Origin of the sequence: Microterricola gilva (assembly GCF_004217495.1) — a bacterium.
GTDB classification, from domain to species: Bacteria; Actinomycetota; Actinomycetes; order Actinomycetales; family Microbacteriaceae; genus Microterricola; species Microterricola gilva.
The window spans coordinates 3,384,593-3,404,094 of the sequence record NZ_SHLC01000001.1 but is presented as its reverse complement, the minus strand read 5'-3'; the positions used below and the strand labels follow the sequence as shown (position 1 = coordinate 3,404,094).

16 protein-coding genes are annotated in these 19,502 nt (G+C 69.4%); 7 read left to right on the top strand and 9 right to left on the bottom strand.

From position 1 onward, the window contains the following. Positions 1-39 precede the first annotated feature (39 nt). Positions 40-447 carry a phage holin family protein gene (locus EV379_RS15795; protein ID WP_130506973.1) on the top strand — a complete coding sequence of 136 codons (408 nt, stop codon included), beginning with the start codon at positions 40-42 and terminating at the stop codon, positions 445-447. A gap of 142 nt (positions 448-589) precedes the next feature. Here EV379_RS15795 and EV379_RS15790 read toward each other — a convergent pair whose 3' ends face one another. Beyond that, positions 590-1,543 carry a LysR substrate-binding domain-containing protein gene (locus EV379_RS15790; RefSeq protein ID WP_130506972.1) on the bottom strand — a complete coding sequence of 318 codons (954 nt, stop codon included), beginning with the start codon at positions 1,541-1,543 and terminating at the stop codon, positions 590-592. 181 nt (positions 1,544-1,724) lie between these two features. Here EV379_RS15790 and EV379_RS15785 point away from each other — a divergent pair, with 181 nt between their 5' ends. After that, on the top strand, positions 1,725-5,435 hold the full coding sequence (locus EV379_RS15785) for a proline dehydrogenase family protein (RefSeq protein ID WP_130507539.1): 3,711 nt from the start codon (positions 1,725-1,727) through the stop codon (positions 5,433-5,435). 104 nt (positions 5,436-5,539) lie between these two features. Here EV379_RS15785 and EV379_RS15780 read toward each other — a convergent pair whose 3' ends face one another. Further along, positions 5,540-5,905 (bottom strand): GntR family transcriptional regulator, encoded by a 366-nt coding sequence (locus tag EV379_RS15780; RefSeq protein WP_130506971.1) that lies wholly within the window; start codon positions 5,903-5,905, stop codon positions 5,540-5,542. Positions 5,906-6,030: 125 nt separating this feature from the next. Here EV379_RS15780 and EV379_RS15775 point away from each other — a divergent pair, with 125 nt between their 5' ends. Next, entirely contained in the window at positions 6,031-6,783 is a 753-nt protein-coding gene (locus tag EV379_RS15775; RefSeq protein ID WP_130506970.1) for an ABC transporter permease, read from the top strand. Positions 6,784-6,853: 70 nt separating this feature from the next. Here EV379_RS15775 and EV379_RS15770 read toward each other — a convergent pair whose 3' ends face one another. Then, positions 6,854-7,291, bottom strand: coding sequence for an Lrp/AsnC family transcriptional regulator (locus tag EV379_RS15770; protein WP_055841017.1), 438 nt, complete (start codon positions 7,289-7,291; stop codon positions 6,854-6,856). 344 nt (positions 7,292-7,635) lie between these two features. Between EV379_RS15770 and ddaH the strand changes: the two genes are divergently transcribed. The 3 genes from ddaH (at position 7,636) to EV379_RS15755 (ending at position 11,325) form a co-directional block, all read left to right on the top strand. Further along, positions 7,636-8,421 (top strand): dimethylargininase, encoded by a 786-nt coding sequence (gene ddaH, locus EV379_RS15765; protein ID WP_130507538.1) that lies wholly within the window; start codon positions 7,636-7,638, stop codon positions 8,419-8,421. Then, complete coding sequence (gene rocD / locus EV379_RS15760) at positions 8,418-9,653, top strand: ornithine--oxo-acid transaminase (RefSeq protein ID WP_130506969.1); 1,236 nt, start codon at positions 8,418-8,420, stop codon at positions 9,651-9,653. The genes ddaH and rocD overlap by 4 nt, the downstream gene beginning before the upstream one ends. Before the next feature lie 172 nt (positions 9,654-9,825). Next, positions 9,826-11,325: a peptide MFS transporter gene (locus EV379_RS15755; RefSeq protein WP_130506968.1), complete on the top strand. Its 1,500-nt coding sequence runs from the start codon at positions 9,826-9,828 to the stop codon at positions 11,323-11,325. A gap of 110 nt (positions 11,326-11,435) precedes the next feature. Here the strand turns inward: EV379_RS15755 and EV379_RS15750 are convergent, their stop codons facing one another. The 4 genes from EV379_RS15750 to EV379_RS15735 form a co-directional block, all read right to left on the bottom strand. Continuing rightward, positions 11,436-12,047 (bottom strand): phosphoribosylanthranilate isomerase, encoded by a 612-nt coding sequence (locus EV379_RS15750; RefSeq protein ID WP_130506967.1) that lies wholly within the window; start codon positions 12,045-12,047, stop codon positions 11,436-11,438. Between the two features lie 127 nt (positions 12,048-12,174). Further along, positions 12,175-13,698: a carboxylesterase/lipase family protein gene (locus tag EV379_RS15745; RefSeq protein WP_130506966.1), complete on the bottom strand. Its 1,524-nt coding sequence runs from the start codon at positions 13,696-13,698 to the stop codon at positions 12,175-12,177. 114 nt (positions 13,699-13,812) lie between these two features. After that, complete coding sequence (locus EV379_RS15740; protein ID WP_130506965.1) at positions 13,813-15,354, bottom strand: carboxylesterase/lipase family protein; 1,542 nt, start codon at positions 15,352-15,354, stop codon at positions 13,813-13,815. A 10-nt stretch (positions 15,355-15,364) separates the two neighbouring features. Then, the gene (locus EV379_RS15735) at positions 15,365-16,654 is read right to left on the bottom strand and encodes an MFS transporter (protein ID WP_242616412.1); all 1,290 of its coding nucleotides are present in this window, start codon (positions 16,652-16,654) and stop codon (positions 15,365-15,367) included. Between the two features lie 215 nt (positions 16,655-16,869). On the opposite strand from EV379_RS15735, the gene EV379_RS15730 reads away from it, so the two are divergent. After that, positions 16,870-17,580, top strand: a complete 711-nt coding sequence (locus tag EV379_RS15730; protein ID WP_165397391.1) for a phosphatase PAP2 family protein — start codon at positions 16,870-16,872, stop codon at positions 17,578-17,580. 38 nt (positions 17,581-17,618) lie between these two features. Here the strand turns inward: EV379_RS15730 and EV379_RS15725 are convergent, their stop codons facing one another. Both EV379_RS15725 and EV379_RS15720 read right to left on the bottom strand, forming a co-directional pair. Beyond that, positions 17,619-18,821 carry an ROK family protein gene (locus EV379_RS15725; protein ID WP_165397390.1) on the bottom strand — a complete coding sequence of 401 codons (1,203 nt, stop codon included), beginning with the start codon at positions 18,819-18,821 and terminating at the stop codon, positions 17,619-17,621. 26 nt (positions 18,822-18,847) lie between these two features. Further along, a complete protein-coding gene (locus tag EV379_RS15720) occupies positions 18,848-19,453 on the bottom strand; it encodes a TetR/AcrR family transcriptional regulator (RefSeq protein ID WP_130506962.1) in 606 nt (201 codons plus the stop codon). Positions 19,454-19,502: the final 49 nt, after the last annotated feature.

The following is a 19,502-nucleotide window of genomic DNA, read 5'->3' as shown; positions in this document are numbered from 1 at the left end:
GTACCCCGGATGCCGCGGCTCCGGCCCTACGATGAGCACATGATCCGCTTCCTGATTCGCACCGCCATCTTCATCGCGTCCGCCGCCATCGGCCTGCTCGTGGCGATGTGGCTGGTGCCGGAGGTCACCCTCAGCTGGAGCGGCGCGACCGTGGCGGTGCTGGTGTTCGCGATCATCCAGAGCGTGGTCAGCCCGTTCCTGTTCAAGATCGCCGCGCGCAACGCGCCGGCCTTCCTCGGCGGCATCGGCCTCGTCTCCACCTTCGTCGCGCTCTTCGTCGCGTCGCTGTTCCCAGGCGGACTCGAGATCGAGGGCTGGCGCGCGTGGATCGTCGCGCCCGTCCTGGTGTGGCTGGTCACCGCCTGCGCCACTTTCTTCCTGCCGATGATCTTCCTGAAGAAGACGGTCGACAAGAAGCGCAACGGCACAACGACCCTGCCCATCTAGCGCCGCGCTCCGGCATCCGCGCTCCGGCATCCGCGCCGAGCTCGAAGAAACGGTCCGCTTCGCGCCTCGAAGCGGACCCTTTCTACGAGTTCGGCGCTGGCTTCTGCGAGTTCGGCGCTGGCGCGAGGTGGATGCCGCTGGCTCAGGCGGGGGAGAGCTCCGCGACGGCCCGCGCGAGGGCCTCGCGCACGGCCGAGACGCCCGGGCGCTCGGCGCTGGAGCGCCGCGCCGAGGTGAAGACGTCACGGTGCGGGGTGCCGGGCAGCTCGAGCAGCCGCACCGTCGGGTTCTCGCCGGCCCAGACGAGGTCGGGCAACAGCCCGACGGCGTTGCCGGAGCGGATCAGGCGGATGTGCGCCATGAGGTCGGCCGTCTCGAAGCGCACATCGGGCTCGAAGCCTGCCGCGCGGCAGAGCTGCGTGGCCCAGGCACGGGCCGCCGTGCCCTCCGGTTCCATCACCCACGGCAGTGCGGCGGCCTCGGCGAGAGTCCGGATTGCTTGAGCATCGGTCGCGGCCCCCGAGGCTCCCTGATTGGGGGCTGCCGCATTTCGCGACGCTACGCGTCGCGCGGTAGCGAGGCGGATGACGTCGGTGACGAGGTGCACGCGGTCGAGGTCGGGGCGGTGCTCACGCGTGTGGTCGGGGTACTGCTCGGCGATGACGAGGTCGAAGTCGCGGGCGGACACCTCGAACAGGCCGGCATCCGGCTCGCGCTCCGTCATCTCCACCCGCAGCTCCGGGTAGTCGGCGGCGAGGATCGTGAGCGCCTGCGGGATGACGGCGTGCGCCGCCGACTGGAACACGGCCAGGCGCACGGTTCCGCTCACGGTGGTGAGGGATGCCGCGAGCTCGCCCTCTGCCCGTTCGAGGGTGTCGAGCACCTCGGCGGCCCGTGCAACGAGCAGCTCGGCCTGCGGGGTCAGCAGCACCCGGCGTCCGGACTTCTCGAGGAGGGGGACGCCCACCTCCTTCTCGAGCAGTGTCAACTGCTGCGACACGGAGGACGGGCTGTACGCGAGGGCGTCGGCAACGGCGGCGAGCGTCCCGCGCAGTTTCACCTCACGGAGCAGGCGCAGTCGGCGCACGTCAAGCATCGGATTCTCCCTGTGATCGGGCCTGGCAATCCATCGATTCTACTAACTGATATTCGTCATAAACATTCGCTTTACCGAAGTGTTGCGCGGCCTCACACTGGAGAAACACGCAGCAGATCTGCAGCAAGCGCACCGCCGCGCCCCCGTGTTTCATCCCGTCGAAAGAACTAGTCTCGTGACCATGCCGCACCTCTCCAGCTCCGAACTCCAGGCTGAGGGCCCCGACGCCCGCGAACTCGAGACGGCGACCATCGCCCTCGTGAAGAAGTGGCTGGCCGACAGCGCCAACGCCCCGGCCGATCCCGCCGCCGAGCGCCTCGCCGGTGTGCTGAAAGACCCCAACGGGCTCGACTTCACCGTCGGCTTCGTCGACGGTGTCATGCGGCCGGAAGACCTCATGGTCGCCGGACACAACCTGCAGGCCGTCGCGGCGAAGACGCCGCGCTTCCTGCCCTGGTACATGCGCGGCGCCATCGGCCTGGGCGGCGTGCTCGGCCCCGTCATCCCGTGGGTCGTCATCCCCGTCGCGCGCCGTGTGCTGCGCGAGATGGTCGGCCACCTCGTCGTCGACGCCTCGCCGGAGAAGCTCGGCCCCGTGATCGAGCAGCTGCGTTCCGGCGGCAACCGCCTCAACCTCAACCTGCTCGGCGAGGCCGTGCTCGGCCAGAAGGAGGCCGACCGCCGCCTCGAGGGCACCCGCGCGCTGCTCGCCCGCCCCGACGTCGACTACGTCTCGATCAAGGTCAGCGCCGTCTCGAGCCAGCTCTCGATGTGGTCGTTCGACGAGGCCGTCGAGCGCACCGTCGAGCGCCTCACCCCGCTCTACGAGCTGGCCGCGAACTCGGCACCGGTCAACGGGCGCACCAAGTTCATCAACCTCGACATGGAGGAGTACCGCGACCTCGACCTGACGATCGCGGTCTTCGAGCGGATCCTCGACCAGCCGCAGCTGCTGAACCTCGAGGCCGGCATCGTGCTGCAGGCCTACCTGCCCGACGCGCTCGACGCGCTGCAGGGCCTCACCGAGTGGTCGAAGGCCCGCCGGGCCCGTGGCGGCGCCCCGATCAAGGTGCGCCTCGTCAAGGGCGCCAACCTCGCGATGGAGCACGTCGACGCCGCCGTACACGACTGGCCGCTCGCCACCTACTCGACGAAGCAGGACAGCGACACCAACTACAAGCGCGTGCTGAACTGGGCGCTCACCTACGAGAACACGGATGCCGTCCGCCTCGGTGTGGCCGGGCACAACCTGTTCGACGTCGCATTCGCCTGGCTGCTCGCCGGCCAGCGCGGTGTGCAGTCCAACATCGAGTTCGAGATGCTCCTCGGCATGGCAACCGGTCAGGCCGAGGCCGTGAAGAAGGACGTCGGCGAGCTGCTGCTCTACACGCCGGTCGTGAACCCGGCCGAGTTCGACGTCGCCATCGCCTACCTGATCCGCCGTCTCGAAGAGAACGCCAGCCAGGAGAACTTCATGTCGGCGGTGTTCGAGCTGAACAGCTCGGCCGCCCTGTTGCAGCGCGAGACCCGCCGCTTCAGCGCATCGCTCGCCGAGCTCGACACCGTCGTGCCAGGGCCGAACCGCACGCAGAACCGCTCGACGGAGCGCGCTCCGGTGCTCATCGACGTGATCGACGCGCTGCGCCCGCCCGCCCCGGTGACCGAGGAGGCCTCCGACCCGAACCTGACCGCCATGGTGCTCGGGCTCAGCCGCGGGGAGATGGCCGAGGCGCTCGAGGAGTACGAGCCGGAGGCCGCGGCATCCGCCCAGCCGACTCAGACGGCCGATGCGGTCGTCAGCGCCGCGGTCGACACGGCCGCCGAAGCCTCGGAGACTTCTGGTTTCCGCAATGAGCCGGACACTGACCCGGCCCTGCCGGCCAACCGGGCGTGGGGTCGCGCGATCCTCGGCCGCGTCGCCGAGTCGCAGATCGGCGTCGACGTGATCGAGGCCGCCTCGATCAGCGACGCCGCCGTGCTCGAGCGCGTGATCGACACCGTCGCCCACACCGGCGTCGAGTGGGGCCGTCGCAGCGGCGCGGAGCGCGCCGAGGTGCTGCACCGCGCCGGCATCGCCCTCGCCGCCAACCGCGGCCGACTGATCGAGGTGATGGCCGCCGAGACCGGCAAGACCATCGCAGAAGCCGACCCCGAGATCAGCGAGGCGATCGACTTCGCCCACTACTACGCAGAGCGCGCGAAGGACCTCGATGCCGTGCAGGGTGCGCGCTTCGTGCCGTCAACGCTCACTGTCGTCACCCCGCCGTGGAACTTCCCCGTCGCCATCCCGGCAGGCTCCGTGCTCTCGGCGCTCGCCGCCGGCTCAGGCGTCATCATCAAGCCGGCCAAGCTGGCCCGCCGCTCCGGCGCGATCATGGTCGAGGCCCTCTGGCAGGCCGGCGTCCCGCGCGAGCTGCTCGCCCTCGTCGACTTCGCCGGCGAGGCCAGGCACGAGCTCGGCCGCCAGCTCGTTTCGCACCCCTCCGTCGACCGCGTGATCCTGACCGGTGGCTACGAGACGGCCCAGCTGTTCCGCTCCTTCCGCCCCGACCTGCCGCTGCTGGCCGAGACGAGCGGCAAGAACGCTGTGATCGTCACGCCGAGCGCGGACCTCGACCTGGCGGCATCCGATGTCATCAAGAGCGCGTTCGGTCACGCCGGCCAGAAGTGCTCGGCCGCGAGCCTCGTGATCGTCGTCGGCTCCGTCGCCCACTCCAAGCGCTTCGAGAGCCAGCTGGTGGATGCCGCGAGCTCGCTGAAGGTCGGCTACCCGGCCAACCCGGAGACGCAGATGGGTCCGATCGTCGAGCCGGCCTCCGGCAAGCTGCTGCACGCGCTCACCGAGCTCGGCGCAGGCGAGAGCTGGCTGGTGGAGCCGAAGCAGCTCGACGCCACCGGCAAGCTGTGGTCGCCCGGTATCCGCACCGGTGTCGCGCCTGGCTCCTACTTCCACCTCACCGAATTCTTCGGCCCGGTGCTCGGTGTGATGCACGCCCGCAACCTCGAGGAGGCGATCCGCTTCCAGAACGCGGTCGACTACGGTCTGACCGCCGGCCTGCACTCGCTCGACGCCGAGGAGCTCGCGCTCTGGCTCGACACCGTCGAGGCGGGAAACCTCTACGTCAACCGCGGCACGACCGGTGCGATCGTGCAGCGCCAGCCCTTCGGTGGCTGGAAGCGGTCCTCGGTCGGTGCTGGCACCAAGGCAGGCGGACCGAACTACCTGATCGGACTCGGCGGCTGGGTGAACAACCCGGGCGCGCACAGCCAGACGCTGCACCTGCGCGGCCTCGACGACCGGGTCAGCGCCCTCATCGAGGCGTCGCAGTCCTCGCTCGGCTACGAGGAGTTCGACGTGCTGCGGCGCAGCGCGCTCAGCGACGCCATCGCCTGGGCCGAGGAGTTCGGCACCGCGAAGGACGTCTCGGCGCTCGGCCTCGAGCGCAACGTGTTCCGCTACCGCCACCTGCCCGTCACGGTGCGGGTGTCTGAGGCGGCCAGCCTCGGCCACGCCCTGCGCGTGATCGCGGCCGGCGTGCTCTCCCGCTCCCGCTTCGAGGTGTCCAGCGCCCTCGCGCTGCCCGCCGCGGTGCAGGCGCAGCTGGAGTCGCGCGACATCGTCGTGAAGACCGAGTCGGATGCCGCGTGGCTTCAGCGTGCGGCATCAGGCGGCATCACCACCTCCCGCGTGCGCATCGTCGACGCGATCGGTGGCGGAGCGTCCGCCGCGCTGTCCACCGCGCTCGGCGGCAGCCCGGACGTCGCGATCTACGATCACGAGGTCACCCAGGCCGGCCGCATCGAGGTGCTGCCGTTCCTGCGCGAGCAGGCGATCTCGATCACGGCTCACCGCTTCGGCAACCCGAGCACCCTCTCAGAGGGCGTGATCTAACAGGCGGGCCACCCCCAGCCAACGTCAAAAACAGGAGCAGAGCACCGCGGAGCGCCATACGGCCCCGGCGGAGCTCTGCTCCTGTTTTTCTCTCTGCGTTCGGGTCAGCTGTGCGCGAGCGCGGCGCGTACGGCTTTGATCGCGGCATCCGGTGCGACGCCGAGCTGGCCGGCCCGCTCCGCGAAGGCGTGCGCGGCCAGCTGCAGCTGCGTCGCGGTGGGGTCGCCCGTCTCCGCGACGAAGCTGCCTGCGCGTCCGCGCGTCTCGATGACGCCGTCCTTCTCGAGCGCCCGATAGCTGCCGGCCACCGTGTTCACCGCGAGGCCGAGCTCGGTGGCGAGGCCGCGCACCGTCGGCAGGCGGGTGCCAGCTGGCAGGCGGCCGTCTTGCACGGCGGCGAGCAACTGCATCCGCAGCTGCTCGAATGGCGGCGTCGTCGACGCCTTGTCGATGCTGAGTGCCAGGTGCATTGTGCCTCCATGTCGGCGATCGCGCGTGTCGATCCTGCCGACAGCGTAGCGGGGTGGCATCCGGGCGTTGGCACGAAGCCGCGCCGCCCTCGCCAGCGTGCGCGTCGCGCCGCTACGCTCGATCCGTGCCGTGGTTGCCTGAGCTGGTCCCCACCATCGTCGGCGTCGCGCTGCTGATGGCGATCGCCGGCGTGCTCGGCTGGAGATTCCGTATGCAGGCGCCGTTGGCGCCCGTGCTCGCAGTGCTCCGCGGGGCGGCTCAGCTCGCCGCGGTCAGCCTCGTGCTGGCCGGCATCATCGGCAATCCGCTGTTGGTGGCGATCGGGCTCGTCGTCATGTTTGTCGCGGCCGCCGCGACAAGCACTCGCCGGCTCGGTTTCTCGCCCGTCCGATTCGCCGAGGTCGGGCTGGCGATGGGCCTCGGCGTCGGCGTCAGCCTCCTCATCGTGTTCGGCAGCGGCGCGATCGAGTTCTCGCCACGCTACGTGTTGGCCGTCGGTGGCATCGTGATCGGCAACGCCATGGCGATCGCGACCCTGACCGGGCGCCGTTTCACGGAGGCCGTGATCGACCACTGGGACGAGGTGGAGGGCTGGCTCGCCCTCGGTGCGACCCCGCGCCGGGCCACACGGGATCTCGCGCGCCAGGCCTCGCATTTCGCGCTCGTGCCCTCCATCGACCAGACCAAGACCACGGGTCTCGTCACCCTGCCCGGCGCCTTCGTCGGTGCCATCTTCGGCGGGGCGTCGCCGCTGGAGGCCGGCCGCTTTCAGATCGTCGTCCTGGCCGCCGTGCTGTGCGCGGGTGTGATCGTCGCCGTTGTGCTGGTCAGCGCGCTTGGCCCTGTGCGCCAGAAGCCGGTTGCGGCCCGCGTGTGAGCTGAACCCCGTTGTCACGTTTCGGCAGGCTCAACCAACCACCCCGTCGAGTGAGCTTGTCGAAATCAGCTCAGTCGCTGCCGCGCTGCACGAGGCGTGAGAGCACGATCGCGCTGCGGGTGTGGTCGACGTTGGGGGCGATGCGCAGGCGCTCGAGTGCGTCCTCGAGGCTCGGGATGTCGCGGGAGCGCAGGTGCACGATGGCGTCGGCGCTGCCCGTGACGGTGCCGGCATCCACCACCTCCGGCACGGCCGAGAGGATGCGGCGCAGCTCGTCGGGGGCGACGGTGCCCCGGCAGAACAGCTCGACGTACGCCTCGGTGCTCATGCCATCGACGGCCGGATCGACCTGGATGGTGAAGCCGCGAATCGTGCCGTCGGCGACCAGCCGGTCGACGCGGCGCTTCACGGCGGACGCCGAGAGGCCGACGACCGAGCCGATGTCGCCATAGCCCGCGCGGGCGTTCTGGCGGAGGAGGTCGAGAATGCCGCGATCCAGATTGTCCATGTTCCGAGTCTACGCCGTTTCCTTGCGTTAGCCCCGGTGAGAACGCCGAATTTCAGCGCGGGTCGGCGAGTATCGCAGCTTCACGCCGTGTGAAACTGAGGGTGGCGTCTGAAGTGGTCAATGACCGACCGCCTCAGGCTCAACGAGCGACCTGGTCCGCCATCTGCAAGACAGTGTGACCTCGCGGCGGCCGTTTGGTGAGCCGTGGGACCACTCCATCGTTGACCAAGGAGGCTCTCGTGCCCAGTACAACCACCCCAGAAATCCAGACCGGCCAGCCGGCCGGCCAGCCGGCCACGAAGGCGGAGGCCAGGCAGCGCAAGGCCATCGCCCGCTCCGTGCTGATGTGCAAGCCGGAGCACTTCACCGTCGTCTACCGCATCAACCCGTGGATGGATCCGGCGCTGCCGACCGACACCAGCCTCGCCGTGCGGCAGTGGCAGACGCTCTACGACGTCTACATCAGCCTCGGCTTCGACGTGAAGCTGATCGACCCCATCGAGGGGCTGCCGGACATGGTCTACGCGGCCAACGGCGGAATGGTGATCGACGGCATCGCATACGGTGCCAGCTTCACCCACCCCGAGCGCCAGCCGGAGGGCCCCGCGTACATGAAGTGGTTCGGCGACAACGGCTTCACCGTCGCCGTGCCGGAGGAGATCAACGAGGGCGAGGGCGACTTCCTGCTCGTCGGCGACACGATCCTGGCCGGAACCGGCTTCCGCAGCGACTCCCGCTCGCACCAGGAGCTCGGCCGCGTCTACAACCGTGAGGTCATCACCCTCACCCTGATCAACCCGAGCTTCTACCACCTCGACACCGCGCTCGCCGTGCTCGACAGCACGCCGGGCCAGGAGCACATCGCCTACCTGCCGAGCGCCTTCGACGCACCGAGCCTCGCGATTCTGCAGGAGCGGTACCCCGACGCCATCATCGTCAACGAGACGGATGCCGCCATCCTCGGCCTCAACTCGTACAGTGACGGCCTCAACGTCGTGATCGCCAGCCGCGCCAAGGACTTCGAGCGCCAGCTGATCGAGCACGGCTACAACCCCATTGGCGTCGACCTCTCCGAGCTCCTGCTCGGCGGCGGCGGCGTCAAGTGCTGCACCCTGGAGCTGCGCCGATGACCCTCTCAACCACCTCAACGACCCCGCGTCAGTTCGCGGCCATCGTGCTTGAAGAAGAGCACGCCGCACACAACTACCACCCGCTGCCCGTCGTGGTGGCATCCGGTGACGGTGCATGGGTCACCGACGTCGACGGCCGTCGCTACCTCGACTGCCTCGCCGCATACTCGGCCGTCAACTTCGGCCACTCCAACCCCGTGCTGCTCGACGCCGCCCGCGCCCAGCTCGGACGCATCACGCTCACCAGCCGTGCGTTCCACAACGACCAGCTCGGTCCGTTCGTCACCGAGCTCGCGACGCTCGCGGGCAAGGACATGGTCCTGCCGATGAACACGGGCGCAGAGGCCGTCGAGTCCGGCATCAAGGTGGCCCGCGCCTGGGGCTACCGGGTCAAGGGCGTCGCGCCGGATGCCGCCAACATCATCGTGATGGCCGGCAACTTCCACGGCCGAACCACCACGATCATCAGCTTCAGCGATGACGAGGACGCCCGCGCCGACTTCGGTCCGTTCACGCCCGGCTTCCGCTCCGTGCCGTACGGCGACGCCGCGGCGATCGAGGCGGCGATCGACGAGAACACCGTCGCCGTGCTGATTGAACCGATTCAGGGCGAGTCCGGCATCGTCGTGCCTCCCGCCGACTTCCTGCCGGCCGTGCGCGAGATCACCAGTCGCCACAACGTGCTGTTCATCGCCGACGAGATCCAGTCCGGCCTCGGCCGAACCGGTGCGACCTTCGCCTGCGGCCTGGTCGGCGTCGTCCCCGATCTGTACCTGCTCGGCAAGGCGCTCGGCGGCGGCATCGTTCCCGTCTCTGCGGTCGTCGGCAACAGCGACATCCTCGGCGTGATCCAGCCGGGCCAGCACGGCTCGACCTTCGGCGGCAACCCCTTGGCCGCGGCCATCGGCCTCGCCGTGGTCCGCATGCTCGCGACCGGCGAGATGCAGGAGCGCGCCCGCGTCCTCGGCGAGCGGCTGCGTGCCGACCTCGCCGCGCTCATCGGACACGGTGTCGTCGCGGTGCGCGGCGCAGGGCTCTGGGCCGGCATCGACATCGACCCGGAGCTGGCCAGCGGCCGTGCCGTCTGCGAGGCGCTGATGGAGCGCGGCGTGCTCGCCAAGGACACGCACGGATCCACCATCCGCCTCGCCCCGCCGATCGTGGTCGAGGCCGCCGATCTGGACTGGGCCGTCGAGCAGCTGCGCGCCGTGCTGACGGAGCTCGCCGGCTAGACATCGTCCGCGCGCTCCCAACTGCGTGCCGGGAGCGCGCTCTGCGCCACGTGCAGCACTGTGCGCCACATCACGTGGCGCGCAGCGCGGAACGTGGCGCAGAACGCAGATCAACGCGGCGCGATCACGCCCAGATAGTGCCGCGCCAGCCCTCGGGTGTCACACTTAAGACATGAGTACCGAGCCTGAGGGCATCGCAACACCCGCATCGACCTCGGAGGCTGCGGCCGCGGCGGCCGCAGATCACAGCTTCTTCGGCCAACCCCGCCCTCTGGCGACGGTGTTCGGCGTGGAGATGTGGGAGCGGTTCAGCTTCTACGGCATGCAGGGCATCCTGCTGATCTACCTGTACTTCGCCGTCAGCGACGGCGGGCTCGGGATGCCGCAGGCCACCGCCGCCGGCATCGTCGGCGCCTACGGCGGCGCCGTCTACCTCTCGACCATCCTCGGTGCCTGGCTGGCCGACCGCGTCCTCGGCTCGGAGCGCGTGCTCTTCGTCAGCGCGATCGTGATCATGTGCGGCCACCTCGCCCTCGCTCTGCTGCCCGGCTTCAGCGGGGTGATCGTCGGCCTCATCATGGTTGCGATCGGGTCAGGCGGGCTCAAGGCGAACGCCACGAGCGTAGTCGGCACGCTCTACTCGCCCGGTGACCCGCGGCGCGACGCCGGGTTCTCGATCTTCTACCTCGGCATCAACCTCGGCGCGTTCCTCGGCCCGATCCTCACGGGCCTGCTGCAGAGCACGCTGGGCTTCCACTGGGGTTTCGCCCTCGCGGCCGTCGGCATGGCCATTGGCCTGACCCAGTACGCGTTCGGTCGCAAGCGTCTGCCTGCCAGTGCACACGATGTGCCGAACCCGCTGCCCCGTGAGCGCCGACCGCTCGTCATCGGCGTCGCGGTCGCCGCGGTGCTGCTCGTGCTCGCCCTCGTGCTGCTCGGCGTCATCCGGGCCGAGAATCTGGCCCTGATCGTGATCATGCTCACGGTGGTGGCGGCGATCGCCTACTTCACGGTCATCCTCTCCAGCAAGAAGGTCTCGGCCACGGAGCGCTCGCGTGTCTTCGGCTTCATCCCGCTGTTCATCGCGAGCGTCGCCTTCTGGTCGCTGTACCAGCAGCAGTTCACCGTGCTCACGATCTACTCAGACAAGCAGCTCAACCGCGACCTCTTCGGCTGGGTGATGCCGATCTCCTGGGTGCAGTCGATCAACCCGATCTTCATCATCGTGCTCTCCGGCGTCTTCGCCGCCATCTGGACCAAGCTCGGCACCCGCCAACCGTCGACTCCGGTCAAGTTCGCGCTCGGCACCGCGATCATGGGTGTCGGCTTCCTGCTGTTCCTGCCGTTCGCCGGCGGTGCGGCCAACAGCACGCCGCTGCTGGCGATCATCGGCATCCTGCTCGTGTTCACCATCGCCGAGCTGCTGCTCTCGCCCGTCGGCCTCTCGGTGGCGACCAAGCTCGCCCCGCAGGCGTTCACGACCCAGATGGTTGCGCTGTTCTTCCTCTCCGTCGCGCTCGGGACGGCCATCTCCGGCCAGCTGGCCGGGCTGTACTCGAGCGAGAACGAGGTCGCCTACTTCGGCATCCTCGGTGGCATCGCGATCGTGCTCGGCGGGATCCTCGCACTGTTCACGAAGCCGGTGCTGAAGCTGATGGCCGGCGTGCGCTGACCCATTCGCGTGGCGGGCGCGGCCCGCTAAAAGTGCAGCGGCCCGGTGAATTCACCGGGCCGCTGCACGTTAAGTGGGCCGTCGCGGTGCGGCCTACGCGGCGCCGGCCGTCAGGCGGCGCGGGCAGCCGCGAGGAAGGCGGTGATCAGCGCGGCGTCCTTGACGCCGCGGCTGCTCTCGACACCGCTCGAGACGTCGACACCGCCTGGACCGGCCTCGGCGATCAGCCGCCCAACGTTGCCAGGGTGCAGGCCGCCGGCGAGGAGCCACTGGCCATGCGGTGGATCGGCGAGGAGCGCGCCGGTGTCGAAGGGTTCGCCGGCGCCGGGGGTCGGCGCGTCGATGAGCAGGCGATGCCGACGGAGGCCGCTCGGGTCGGTCGCGAGGGCGCTCAGGTACTCGTCGAGGGAGAGGGCCCGGATGGTGTCGAAGCCCTCCTCGCGGAGTCGATCGAGTTCACTCACCGGCTCACCGCCGTGCAGCTGCACGGTGCTGACGCCGGCGGCACGCGCCGTCTCGACGACCTCGTCGAATGGCTGCCCGCGGAAGACGCCGACCGTGTGCACGGAGGCGGGAACCGCTTGCACGAGCTCGCGCACCGTGGCCGCGTCGACCGTGCGCGGGCTGCCGGCCGCGAACACGAAGCCGACGGCATCCGCACCGGCCTCGAGGGCGGCGGCCAGGGTGACGGGCTCACTGAGCCCACAGATCTTGACGAACATGCCTCCAGCTTGGCATGCCCCTGGCTGGGGGTACGTTCACCTTTGCGCGGTCACGGCTGCGTGTGAGATTGTGGTGGCTCGGCTGAGCGGACGTGTAGGGCGCCGCTCAGCCGAGGTTCTTGAGGGATCAGCCGAGCAGCGGACGCACGTTCGCGTAGCCGTCGGGGATCACGGATGACGGCACATCGAAGACCCGCGTGAATCCGGTCGGTCCGCTGTATGCCGGCCAACCCGGGTCACCGGTGGTCACGAATGCGACCGCCTCGGCGTGCACCTCATCGGCCAGGATTTGCGGCGGGTTGTCCCCGGCGATGGCGGCGATCTTCTCGCTGCCGAGGCAGTCGAAGAAGAACGGCACGTCGATGCAGTGCATGGCGTAGTGGTAGGTGGGCGACTCCCACGAGAAGCGGTACACCCAGGTGCGGCCGAGCTCGGCCTGAGCGGCGCCGGCCTCACGCGCGGCCACGAGACGCAGGATGAAGCTGCGGAACAGGATGTCGGTCAGGTAGCGGCCGAAGGTCGCGGCTGTGCCACGCTTCGCGACATCAGGGTTCGCGGCGAGGTAGGCCTTGCGCACGGGCTTACTCAGCCCGGCCTTGCCGAGCAGCAGGCCCTTCGGCACGAAGCGCAGCTTGCCCTTGGCCTCGTCGAGGGCCATCGAGAACTCGTCGTCGGTCGCGCCGAGCACGAGCGGCTTGTCTGCGCCGACACCCTGGCGGATCGAGTCCATCGTCGGCTGGGTGATCACGACGCCGTCAACCATGGGGGCGAGGGCGATGCCCTCCGTCGCGATGGCCTTGATGCCGTCCATCGGGGAGAGCGGGCCGTCGGCCGGCTCCTGTGCCTTCTGCTGGAGCTCGAGGATGCGCTCCTCGCTGAGTGTGGCGAATCCGGCCCGCGTCGGCTCGACGCCGGCAAGCTCGGCCAGACGGAGCGAGAGGGTTGTCGCGCGCTCGCGGCTGACATCGCCGACGGCGCCCGAGATGCAATAGACGCCGTGGAAGAGGTGCTGGGCGCTCTTCATGCCGAGCAGAGTGAGCACGGCACCGCCGCCGGCCGACTGCCCGACGATCGTCACGCGGGACGCATCGCCGCCGAACGCGCCGATGTTCTGCTGCACCCACTCCAGGGCGAGCAGCCAGTCCAGCACGCCGCGGTTGTCCGGTGCGCCGTCGATCAGGCCGAAGCCGTCGAAGCCGAGTCGGTACGAGATCGACACCGTGACGACGCCGTCGCGGTTGAACGACGCCCCGTCGTACCAGGGGCTCGCGGGGGAGCCTGCGGTGAAACCGCCGCCGTGGATGTACACGAGCACCGGCAGGGCGGCGTCGCCACCCGGAGTCGGCGTGAACACGTTGACGTTCAACGTCGACGCACCGGGGATCGAGGGCTCCGGAATCAGCGTGATCTCTGACAGCGTCTCGCGCTGCGGGGTCGCGCCGAACTCGAGGGCGTCACGGACGCCCTCCCACGGTGCGTGCGGAATCGGGGCGGCGAAGCGCAGCGCGCCGACCGGCGCCTCGGCGAAGGGAATGCCGAGGAAGGCGGCGGATGCCGCGCCGGATGTCGGGCGCCAGCGCCCACGCACCACGCCGGCCGTCGTGCGCACCTCGGGGGCGACGCTCGTGTCGAGTTCGATGGGGAGGCTCATGGTGAAGTCCTTAGCTCGTTCAGTGAAGTGTGCCGGAAATGCGGGAGGAGAGCCACCGCAGAGCACTGATCGGCCCGGCGATGCTCTCCTCCTGCGGTTCTGGTGTCGGTGTGGCTAGAGCGCCGGTGCCGGCTGCGGGAGCAGCATGCGCACATCGGCGAAGGCGTCGGCCTGCACCGACGACTCCGGCACGTCGTAGACGCGGGCCTCGCGGTCGACGTTGTTCCACGCCGGCCAGTCGGCCGCGCCGGCGGTGATCAGGGCCAGCGCCCCGCCGTGCACCTCGTCGGCGAGCTTCTGGGACGGCTCGGCTCCGGCGATGTTCACGACCCGTTCGGCGCCGAGCTGGTCGAAGAAGAACGGCACGTCGAGGCAGTGGCAGGCGGATCCGATGGTCGGGGACGACCACGCGAAGCGGTAGATCCAGGTGCCGGCCGCCGCGTCGCTGCCCTCGGCGAAGGAGGCGCGTGCCTCGGCGATGGCGACGGAGGGCGCGCGGAACATGAAGTCCGTGAGGTACTGCCCGACGAGGTCGGCTGTGCCGAGGCCCTCGTGCGCGGCGAGGTAGCCCGCGACGATCTCCTCTGAGCTCTGCAGTCGACCGAGCAGCGCGGCGGCAGGCACTGCGGCCAGCGCATCCTGGGCGCCGGCGAGCACCATGTTGAACTCCTGGTCGGTTGCACCGAGGATCACGGCCTTGTCAGAGCCGATGCCGGCGGCGTATGCCTCGCGGCTCGGCAGCGGGATCAGCTCGCCGTCGACGACGGGGCCGAGCACGAGGCCGTCACCGGCAAGGGCGACCAGGCCGGCGATGGGGTCTGCCTCCTCGTCACCGCCGCCCATGCTCACCGAGGAGATCTGAGCCTGCAGTTCGAGCACGCGCTGCTCCGTCAGGGTGCCGAGTCCGGCCCGTGTCGGTGCGACGCCGCCGAGCTCGGCGAGCCGGCGCCCCGCGGCCTCCGCCGCATCGAGTGTCGTCGCGGTCGGCACGCCGGAGATCGAGTACACACTCTGGAAGAGGTGCTGCGCGCTCGGGATGCCGAGCAGGGTGAGCACTGCCCCACCGCCGGCCGACTGCCCGACGATCGTCACGCGGGCCGGGTCGCCACCGAATTCGGCGATGTTCTGCTGCACCCACTCGAGGGCGAGCATCCAGTCGAGCACGCCGCGGTTGAGCGGGGCGTCCTCGATGAAGCCGAAGCCGTGGAAGCCGAGGCGGTAGGAGACCGAGACCAGCACGACGCCGTCGCGGTTGAACGGGGCGCCGTCGTACCAGGGGCTCGACGGCGAGCCGGACACGTAGCCGCCGCCGTGGATGTAGACGAGCACGGGCAGGGCCGAGGCCTCGCCTGGCGTCGGCGTGAAGACGTTGACGTTGAGAGTCGACTCACCGGGAAAGGCGGGCTCGGGGATCATGGTCATCTCGCCGATGACCTCGCGGTGCGGGGTGGCACCGAACTCGACGGCATCGCGCACCCCCTCCCATGCCCCGTGCGGGACCGGAGCCGCGAAGCGGTGCTCGCCGATCGGCGGCTCGGCGAACGGGATGCCGAGGAATGCCGCTGAGGGGGAGCCTGCGGCATCCGGGGCTTCACGCCAGAAGCCGCGTACGGCTCCCGCGCTGGTCTGGACGATGGGAGGGGTGGCGATGGTCACAGCTGTTCTCCTAGCGAACGCTCTTGATGGGGACGAGGACGAAGGCGGCGATGATCACGGCGACCATGCCGAAGACGAACAGTGCGGGGTATCCGCCCAGCGCCGAGATGATGATGCCGGCCACAGCGGGGCTCATCGCCTGCGGGATGTTCGTGGCGACGTTCAGAATGCCGAGGTCCTTGCCGGCGGCGACACCGTCGCCAGGCAGCACCTCGGTCATGAGCGCCGTGTCGCACGCCATGTAGAGGCCGAAGCCGAAACCGTTGATGATGCCCATGAGCAGCATTCCGGTGAAGTTCGGCATCAGCAGCGGCATGGCGAGACCGATGACCATGATGATGGTCGCGGCGTAGATGAACACCTTGCGGCGGCCGATCTTGTCGCTCCACCAGCCGGCGAGCACGATCGAGATGAGCGTAGGCACGACGCCGGCCATCGCGAGCAGGCCGGCGCTCGCTGCTGCCTCGTCGAGTGGCATCTTGATGTAGTCGGTCAGGATGTAGAGGTTGTATGCGGCGATCACGAAGTAGCCGAGGATGAAGAAGAAGCGTGCGGCGAAGGCCCAGGCGAAGTCCGGGCTCTTCTTCGGGCTGATCCAGAAGCCGGCGAAGAAGGCCTTCCAGCTCCAGGGCTCGACCACGCCGCCGACGCTCGAGCTGTCGCGGTTGATGATGACGAAGAGGATCGTGACGATGAGCACACCCGCGCCGAACACGGCGTAGCCGACGCCGATGTTGTGGATGAACTGAGCGGCGGCGACCGTGCCGAGCGCGGCGCCGATCATCGTGCCGACGCCGACCATGGCCGAGGCCATGCCGCGGCGGGAGCGCGGGAAGCGGTCGGGAACGATCGCCGACATCGGGCCCTGAAGCGCGTTCAGCGAGACCTGGATGATCACCCAGAACACCGTGATCCAGAGCACATTCTGCATGCCGCCGAGACCGAGCAGGAAGATCATCGCGACGGCGGCGCCGATCAGCATCCACGGTGCGCGGCGGCCGAGGCGCGAGCGGGTGCGGTCGCTGAATGCACCGACGATCGGCTGGGCGAAGAGGGTGAAGATGAACGACACCGTGCTGACGATGGCGAGATTCGCGATCTTGTTGTCTTCGTCCAGTAGCGCCACCTGGGCGGGCAGCAGGATGCCGGTGAGCGCCGCGTAGGTGGCGAACAGGAACACCGAGGTGACGGCGATGGACGGCAGCAGCGGCTTGGTGGCAAGCGGGCTGCGGAGCGCGGTCGACGAGAGTTCGGTGCGGCCGTCGCTATCGACGTCGGAGCCGGGGGTTTGAGTGGACACGATTCTCCTCTTCGTTGAGAAAGGGTGCTGCAAAAGGGGGCAACGCGTTCAAAACCAAACGACGTTTGGTAATCAGTATGAGGCCAAGGGGCCAATAGTTCAAGCGTTGAACTTTGGCGCGGGCGCACTTCCGATTCGAAAACCGAGTCATGTATGGTTTCCCCCATCGCAATGACGGGCGTCTTGAAAGGGCGGACATGACAACGGTGTCGGAAGTGCAAACGAAAAAGGCCACGCGGCCTCGGGTTCTCCTCTGGATCGGACTGGCGGGTCTCGCCGTGTTCCTGATCTTCGCGGCCAGCGTCGCGGCGAACCCCACCAGCCCGTTCACGCAGGACATCGACGACGCCTGGCGCCGGCTGATCGGTGCGTCGAGCGTCGAGCAGGCCGAGGGGCCGTTCCCGATGTTCTTCCAGCACTTCGGTCAGATCCCCGGTGCCGTGCTGACCCTGATCCTGATCCCGGCCTGGCTCTTCATCATCCGCCGCTGGCGCTCGGCCGTGTTCTTCCTCACCGCCGAGCTCGTCGGCAACTTCGGTGTCTCACAGCTCACCAAGAATCTCGTCGACCGGCCGCGCCCGGCCGACGACATCGCGGCCGGCCTGTTCGGCCCCCTGTTCCAGGTGGACCACGGCTCGCTGCCATCCGGTCACGCGGTCAGCGCCGGCATCCTGCTCGTCGCCGTCGCCGCGATCCTGCCGGCCTCGAAGCGCTTCGGCTGGTGGATCGTCGGCACCGTGCTCGTGCTCGGCATGATCTGGCAGCGCACCTTCATCAACGCGCACTGGTTCTCCGATGCCATCATCGGCGTCGTCGGCGGTGCCTCGGCGACGCTGCTGCTGTGGTGGGCCTTCTCGACGCTGCTCCAGAAGGACTACGGCAAGCCGCTGTTCGGCGGCGCCCGGAAGTCGGTCGAAGCGAGCTGACGGCAGGGACCCACGGCAGCAGCTGTCGGCCCGTCGCGCTAGTCGCGGCGGGCCGACAGCTGCATCGGGTCGAAGAGCAGTCGGTCGCGCGCGTTCCACACGGCGCCGTTGAGAGCCGCGTCGGCGCCGAGCGTGCCGGCCAGAATGGCCGGAGGCGTCCAGCCGGCGGCGACGGCGATGGGCGGGACCAGTCGGCGGAGGCGCGGCTCGACGAGATCGGTGAGCTCGGCCCAGTAGCCACCGAGCACGATGGCGGCCGGGTCGAAGCTCAGCGTGAGGACGCTCAGCGTGCGGGCCAGCCATTCGGATGCCGGCTCCCAGGCCGCGACGGCCTGCTCGTCGCCGGCCCGAAGCCGCCGCACGAGCTCCCCGAGCGCAACCGTCAGGCCGGCGCTCTGCCGAAGCCCGTCGAGGCCCGCATCCCGCAGCACGACGTCTGGGCCCGCGACGGTGACCAGGCAGCCGTGCTGTCCGCACAGGCACGGCTCGCCGTTCGGGACGATGGCGATGTGGCCGAATGCCCCTGCCATGCTCCTGGACCCGACGACGAGTCGGCCGCCTGCGATCGCGGCCCCGCCGATTCCGGAGTTGCTCTTGATGTAGAGCATCTCGTCGATTCCGGGCAGCAGCGAATGCTCGGCCTGCGCGGCCAGCGCCGCGTCCGGGCAGAGGCGGGCGTCCGGAGCGAGGCGGGGCTCGCGGGCCCGCAGCTCGCCGAGCAGATCGATGGGGCCCCAGTCGAGGTCGGTGTCGGCCACCACGATGGCCGGGTCGCCGCTGACCGGTGCGAACACCACGACGACGGAGTCGAGCACGCGGCGGCCGATGCGGGCGGCCTCGTCGAGCGCCCCGCGCAGCGTGTCGGCCAGCACGTCGATGATCGGGCCTGGCTGACCCATCGGCCGGCCGTGATGGCGTTCAGTGCGCAGCAGTTCGTCGCCCGCCAGGGTGGTGAGCAGCGCGGTCGCCACGTCGGCGTCCAGCTGGAGCACCAGGATGGCCATGTCGTCGGCCGCCAGGCGCAACAGGGTGCGCTTGCGGCCCGTGCCGGCCCGCGCGGGCGAAGCGCCTTCATCCCCCTCGCGCAGCACGCCGACCTCGACCAGCGCGGCCGTGAGCGCGGTGATGGCGCCCTTGGTCAGGCCGGTGGTCTCGGCAAGTCTGGTGCGCGACTGCGGACCGTTGCTCGCCAGTTGCCTGGTGAGGAGGCTGAGGTTGTGGCGGCGGATGTCGCTGCTCACCCGCGAGCCGTCCCGGGACGGCGACATCATTCCGCCGTCTGGGTGCCCGAACCGCCGATGCTCAGGAGGCTGGCGAGGTAGTCGATGTGCTCGGCCATGTCGATGCTGGGGTCGAGCGTCCACTGCGTCTGCAGGCCGTCGGCGAGGGCGATCATGATCGTCGCCACTTTCTCGGGGTCGAGGTGGGCCGGCAGGGTGCCCTGCTGCTGGCGGGACCGCACGTTCTCGGCGAAGAGCAGTCGGAACTGCGCCGTGCGCTGCACGAAGAAATCGTGGGCGGGGTGGGCTGGATCGGTCGCCTCGGCCGAGAGCCGCGAGTAGAGCTGGGCGAGGCCGGGAACCTCGGTGTTGTGGCGCATCACGGCGGCCAGCCCGGAGAGGGCCTCGAGCTCGCTGCTCCCGTCGAGGTAGACGGCGGCATCCACCTCGTCGCGCTTCTGCAGAACGGCGGTGAAGAGCTCTTCTTTCGAGCTGAAGTAGTGCAGCAGGCCGGCCTGGCTCAGGCCGACGGCCTCGGCCAATTCGCGCACGGAGGCGCGGCTGTAGCCGTTCTGCGCGATCACCTGGAGCGCCTCGGTCAGAATTTCCTCGCGCTTGGCGACCCCTTTTGCGTACGAGCCTCGCTGTGCCATAGCTGAATGCTACGGAACTTCCTTGGAAATGAAAACCGAGTCATGTATG

What these genes read in the sequence shown, in the direction of transcription:
- EV379_RS15795 (WP_130506973.1), top strand. Translation starts at nt 40, where the DNA reads ATGATCCGCTTCCTGATTCGCACCGCCATCTTCATCGCGTCCGCCGCC.
- EV379_RS15790 (WP_130506972.1), bottom strand. Translation starts at nt 1,543, where the DNA reads ATGCTTGACGTGCGCCGACTGCGCCTGCTCCGTGAGGTGAAACTGCGC.
- EV379_RS15785 (WP_130507539.1), top strand. Translation starts at nt 1,725, where the DNA reads ATGCCGCACCTCTCCAGCTCCGAACTCCAGGCTGAGGGCCCCGACGCC.
- EV379_RS15780 (WP_130506971.1), bottom strand. Translation starts at nt 5,905, where the DNA reads ATGCACCTGGCACTCAGCATCGACAAGGCGTCGACGACGCCGCCATTC.
- EV379_RS15770 (WP_055841017.1), bottom strand. Translation starts at nt 7,291, where the DNA reads ATGGACAATCTGGATCGCGGCATTCTCGACCTCCTCCGCCAGAACGCC.
- ddaH (WP_130507538.1), top strand. Translation starts at nt 7,636, where the DNA reads ATGTGCAAGCCGGAGCACTTCACCGTCGTCTACCGCATCAACCCGTGG.
- rocD (WP_130506969.1), top strand. Translation starts at nt 8,418, where the DNA reads ATGACCCTCTCAACCACCTCAACGACCCCGCGTCAGTTCGCGGCCATC.
- EV379_RS15755 (WP_130506968.1), top strand. Translation starts at nt 9,826, where the DNA reads ATGAGTACCGAGCCTGAGGGCATCGCAACACCCGCATCGACCTCGGAG.
- EV379_RS15750 (WP_130506967.1), bottom strand. Translation starts at nt 12,047, where the DNA reads ATGTTCGTCAAGATCTGTGGGCTCAGTGAGCCCGTCACCCTGGCCGCC.
- EV379_RS15745 (WP_130506966.1), bottom strand. Translation starts at nt 13,698, where the DNA reads ATGAGCCTCCCCATCGAACTCGACACGAGCGTCGCCCCCGAGGTGCGC.
- EV379_RS15720 (WP_130506962.1), bottom strand. Translation starts at nt 19,453, where the DNA reads ATGGCACAGCGAGGCTCGTACGCAAAAGGGGTCGCCAAGCGCGAGGAA.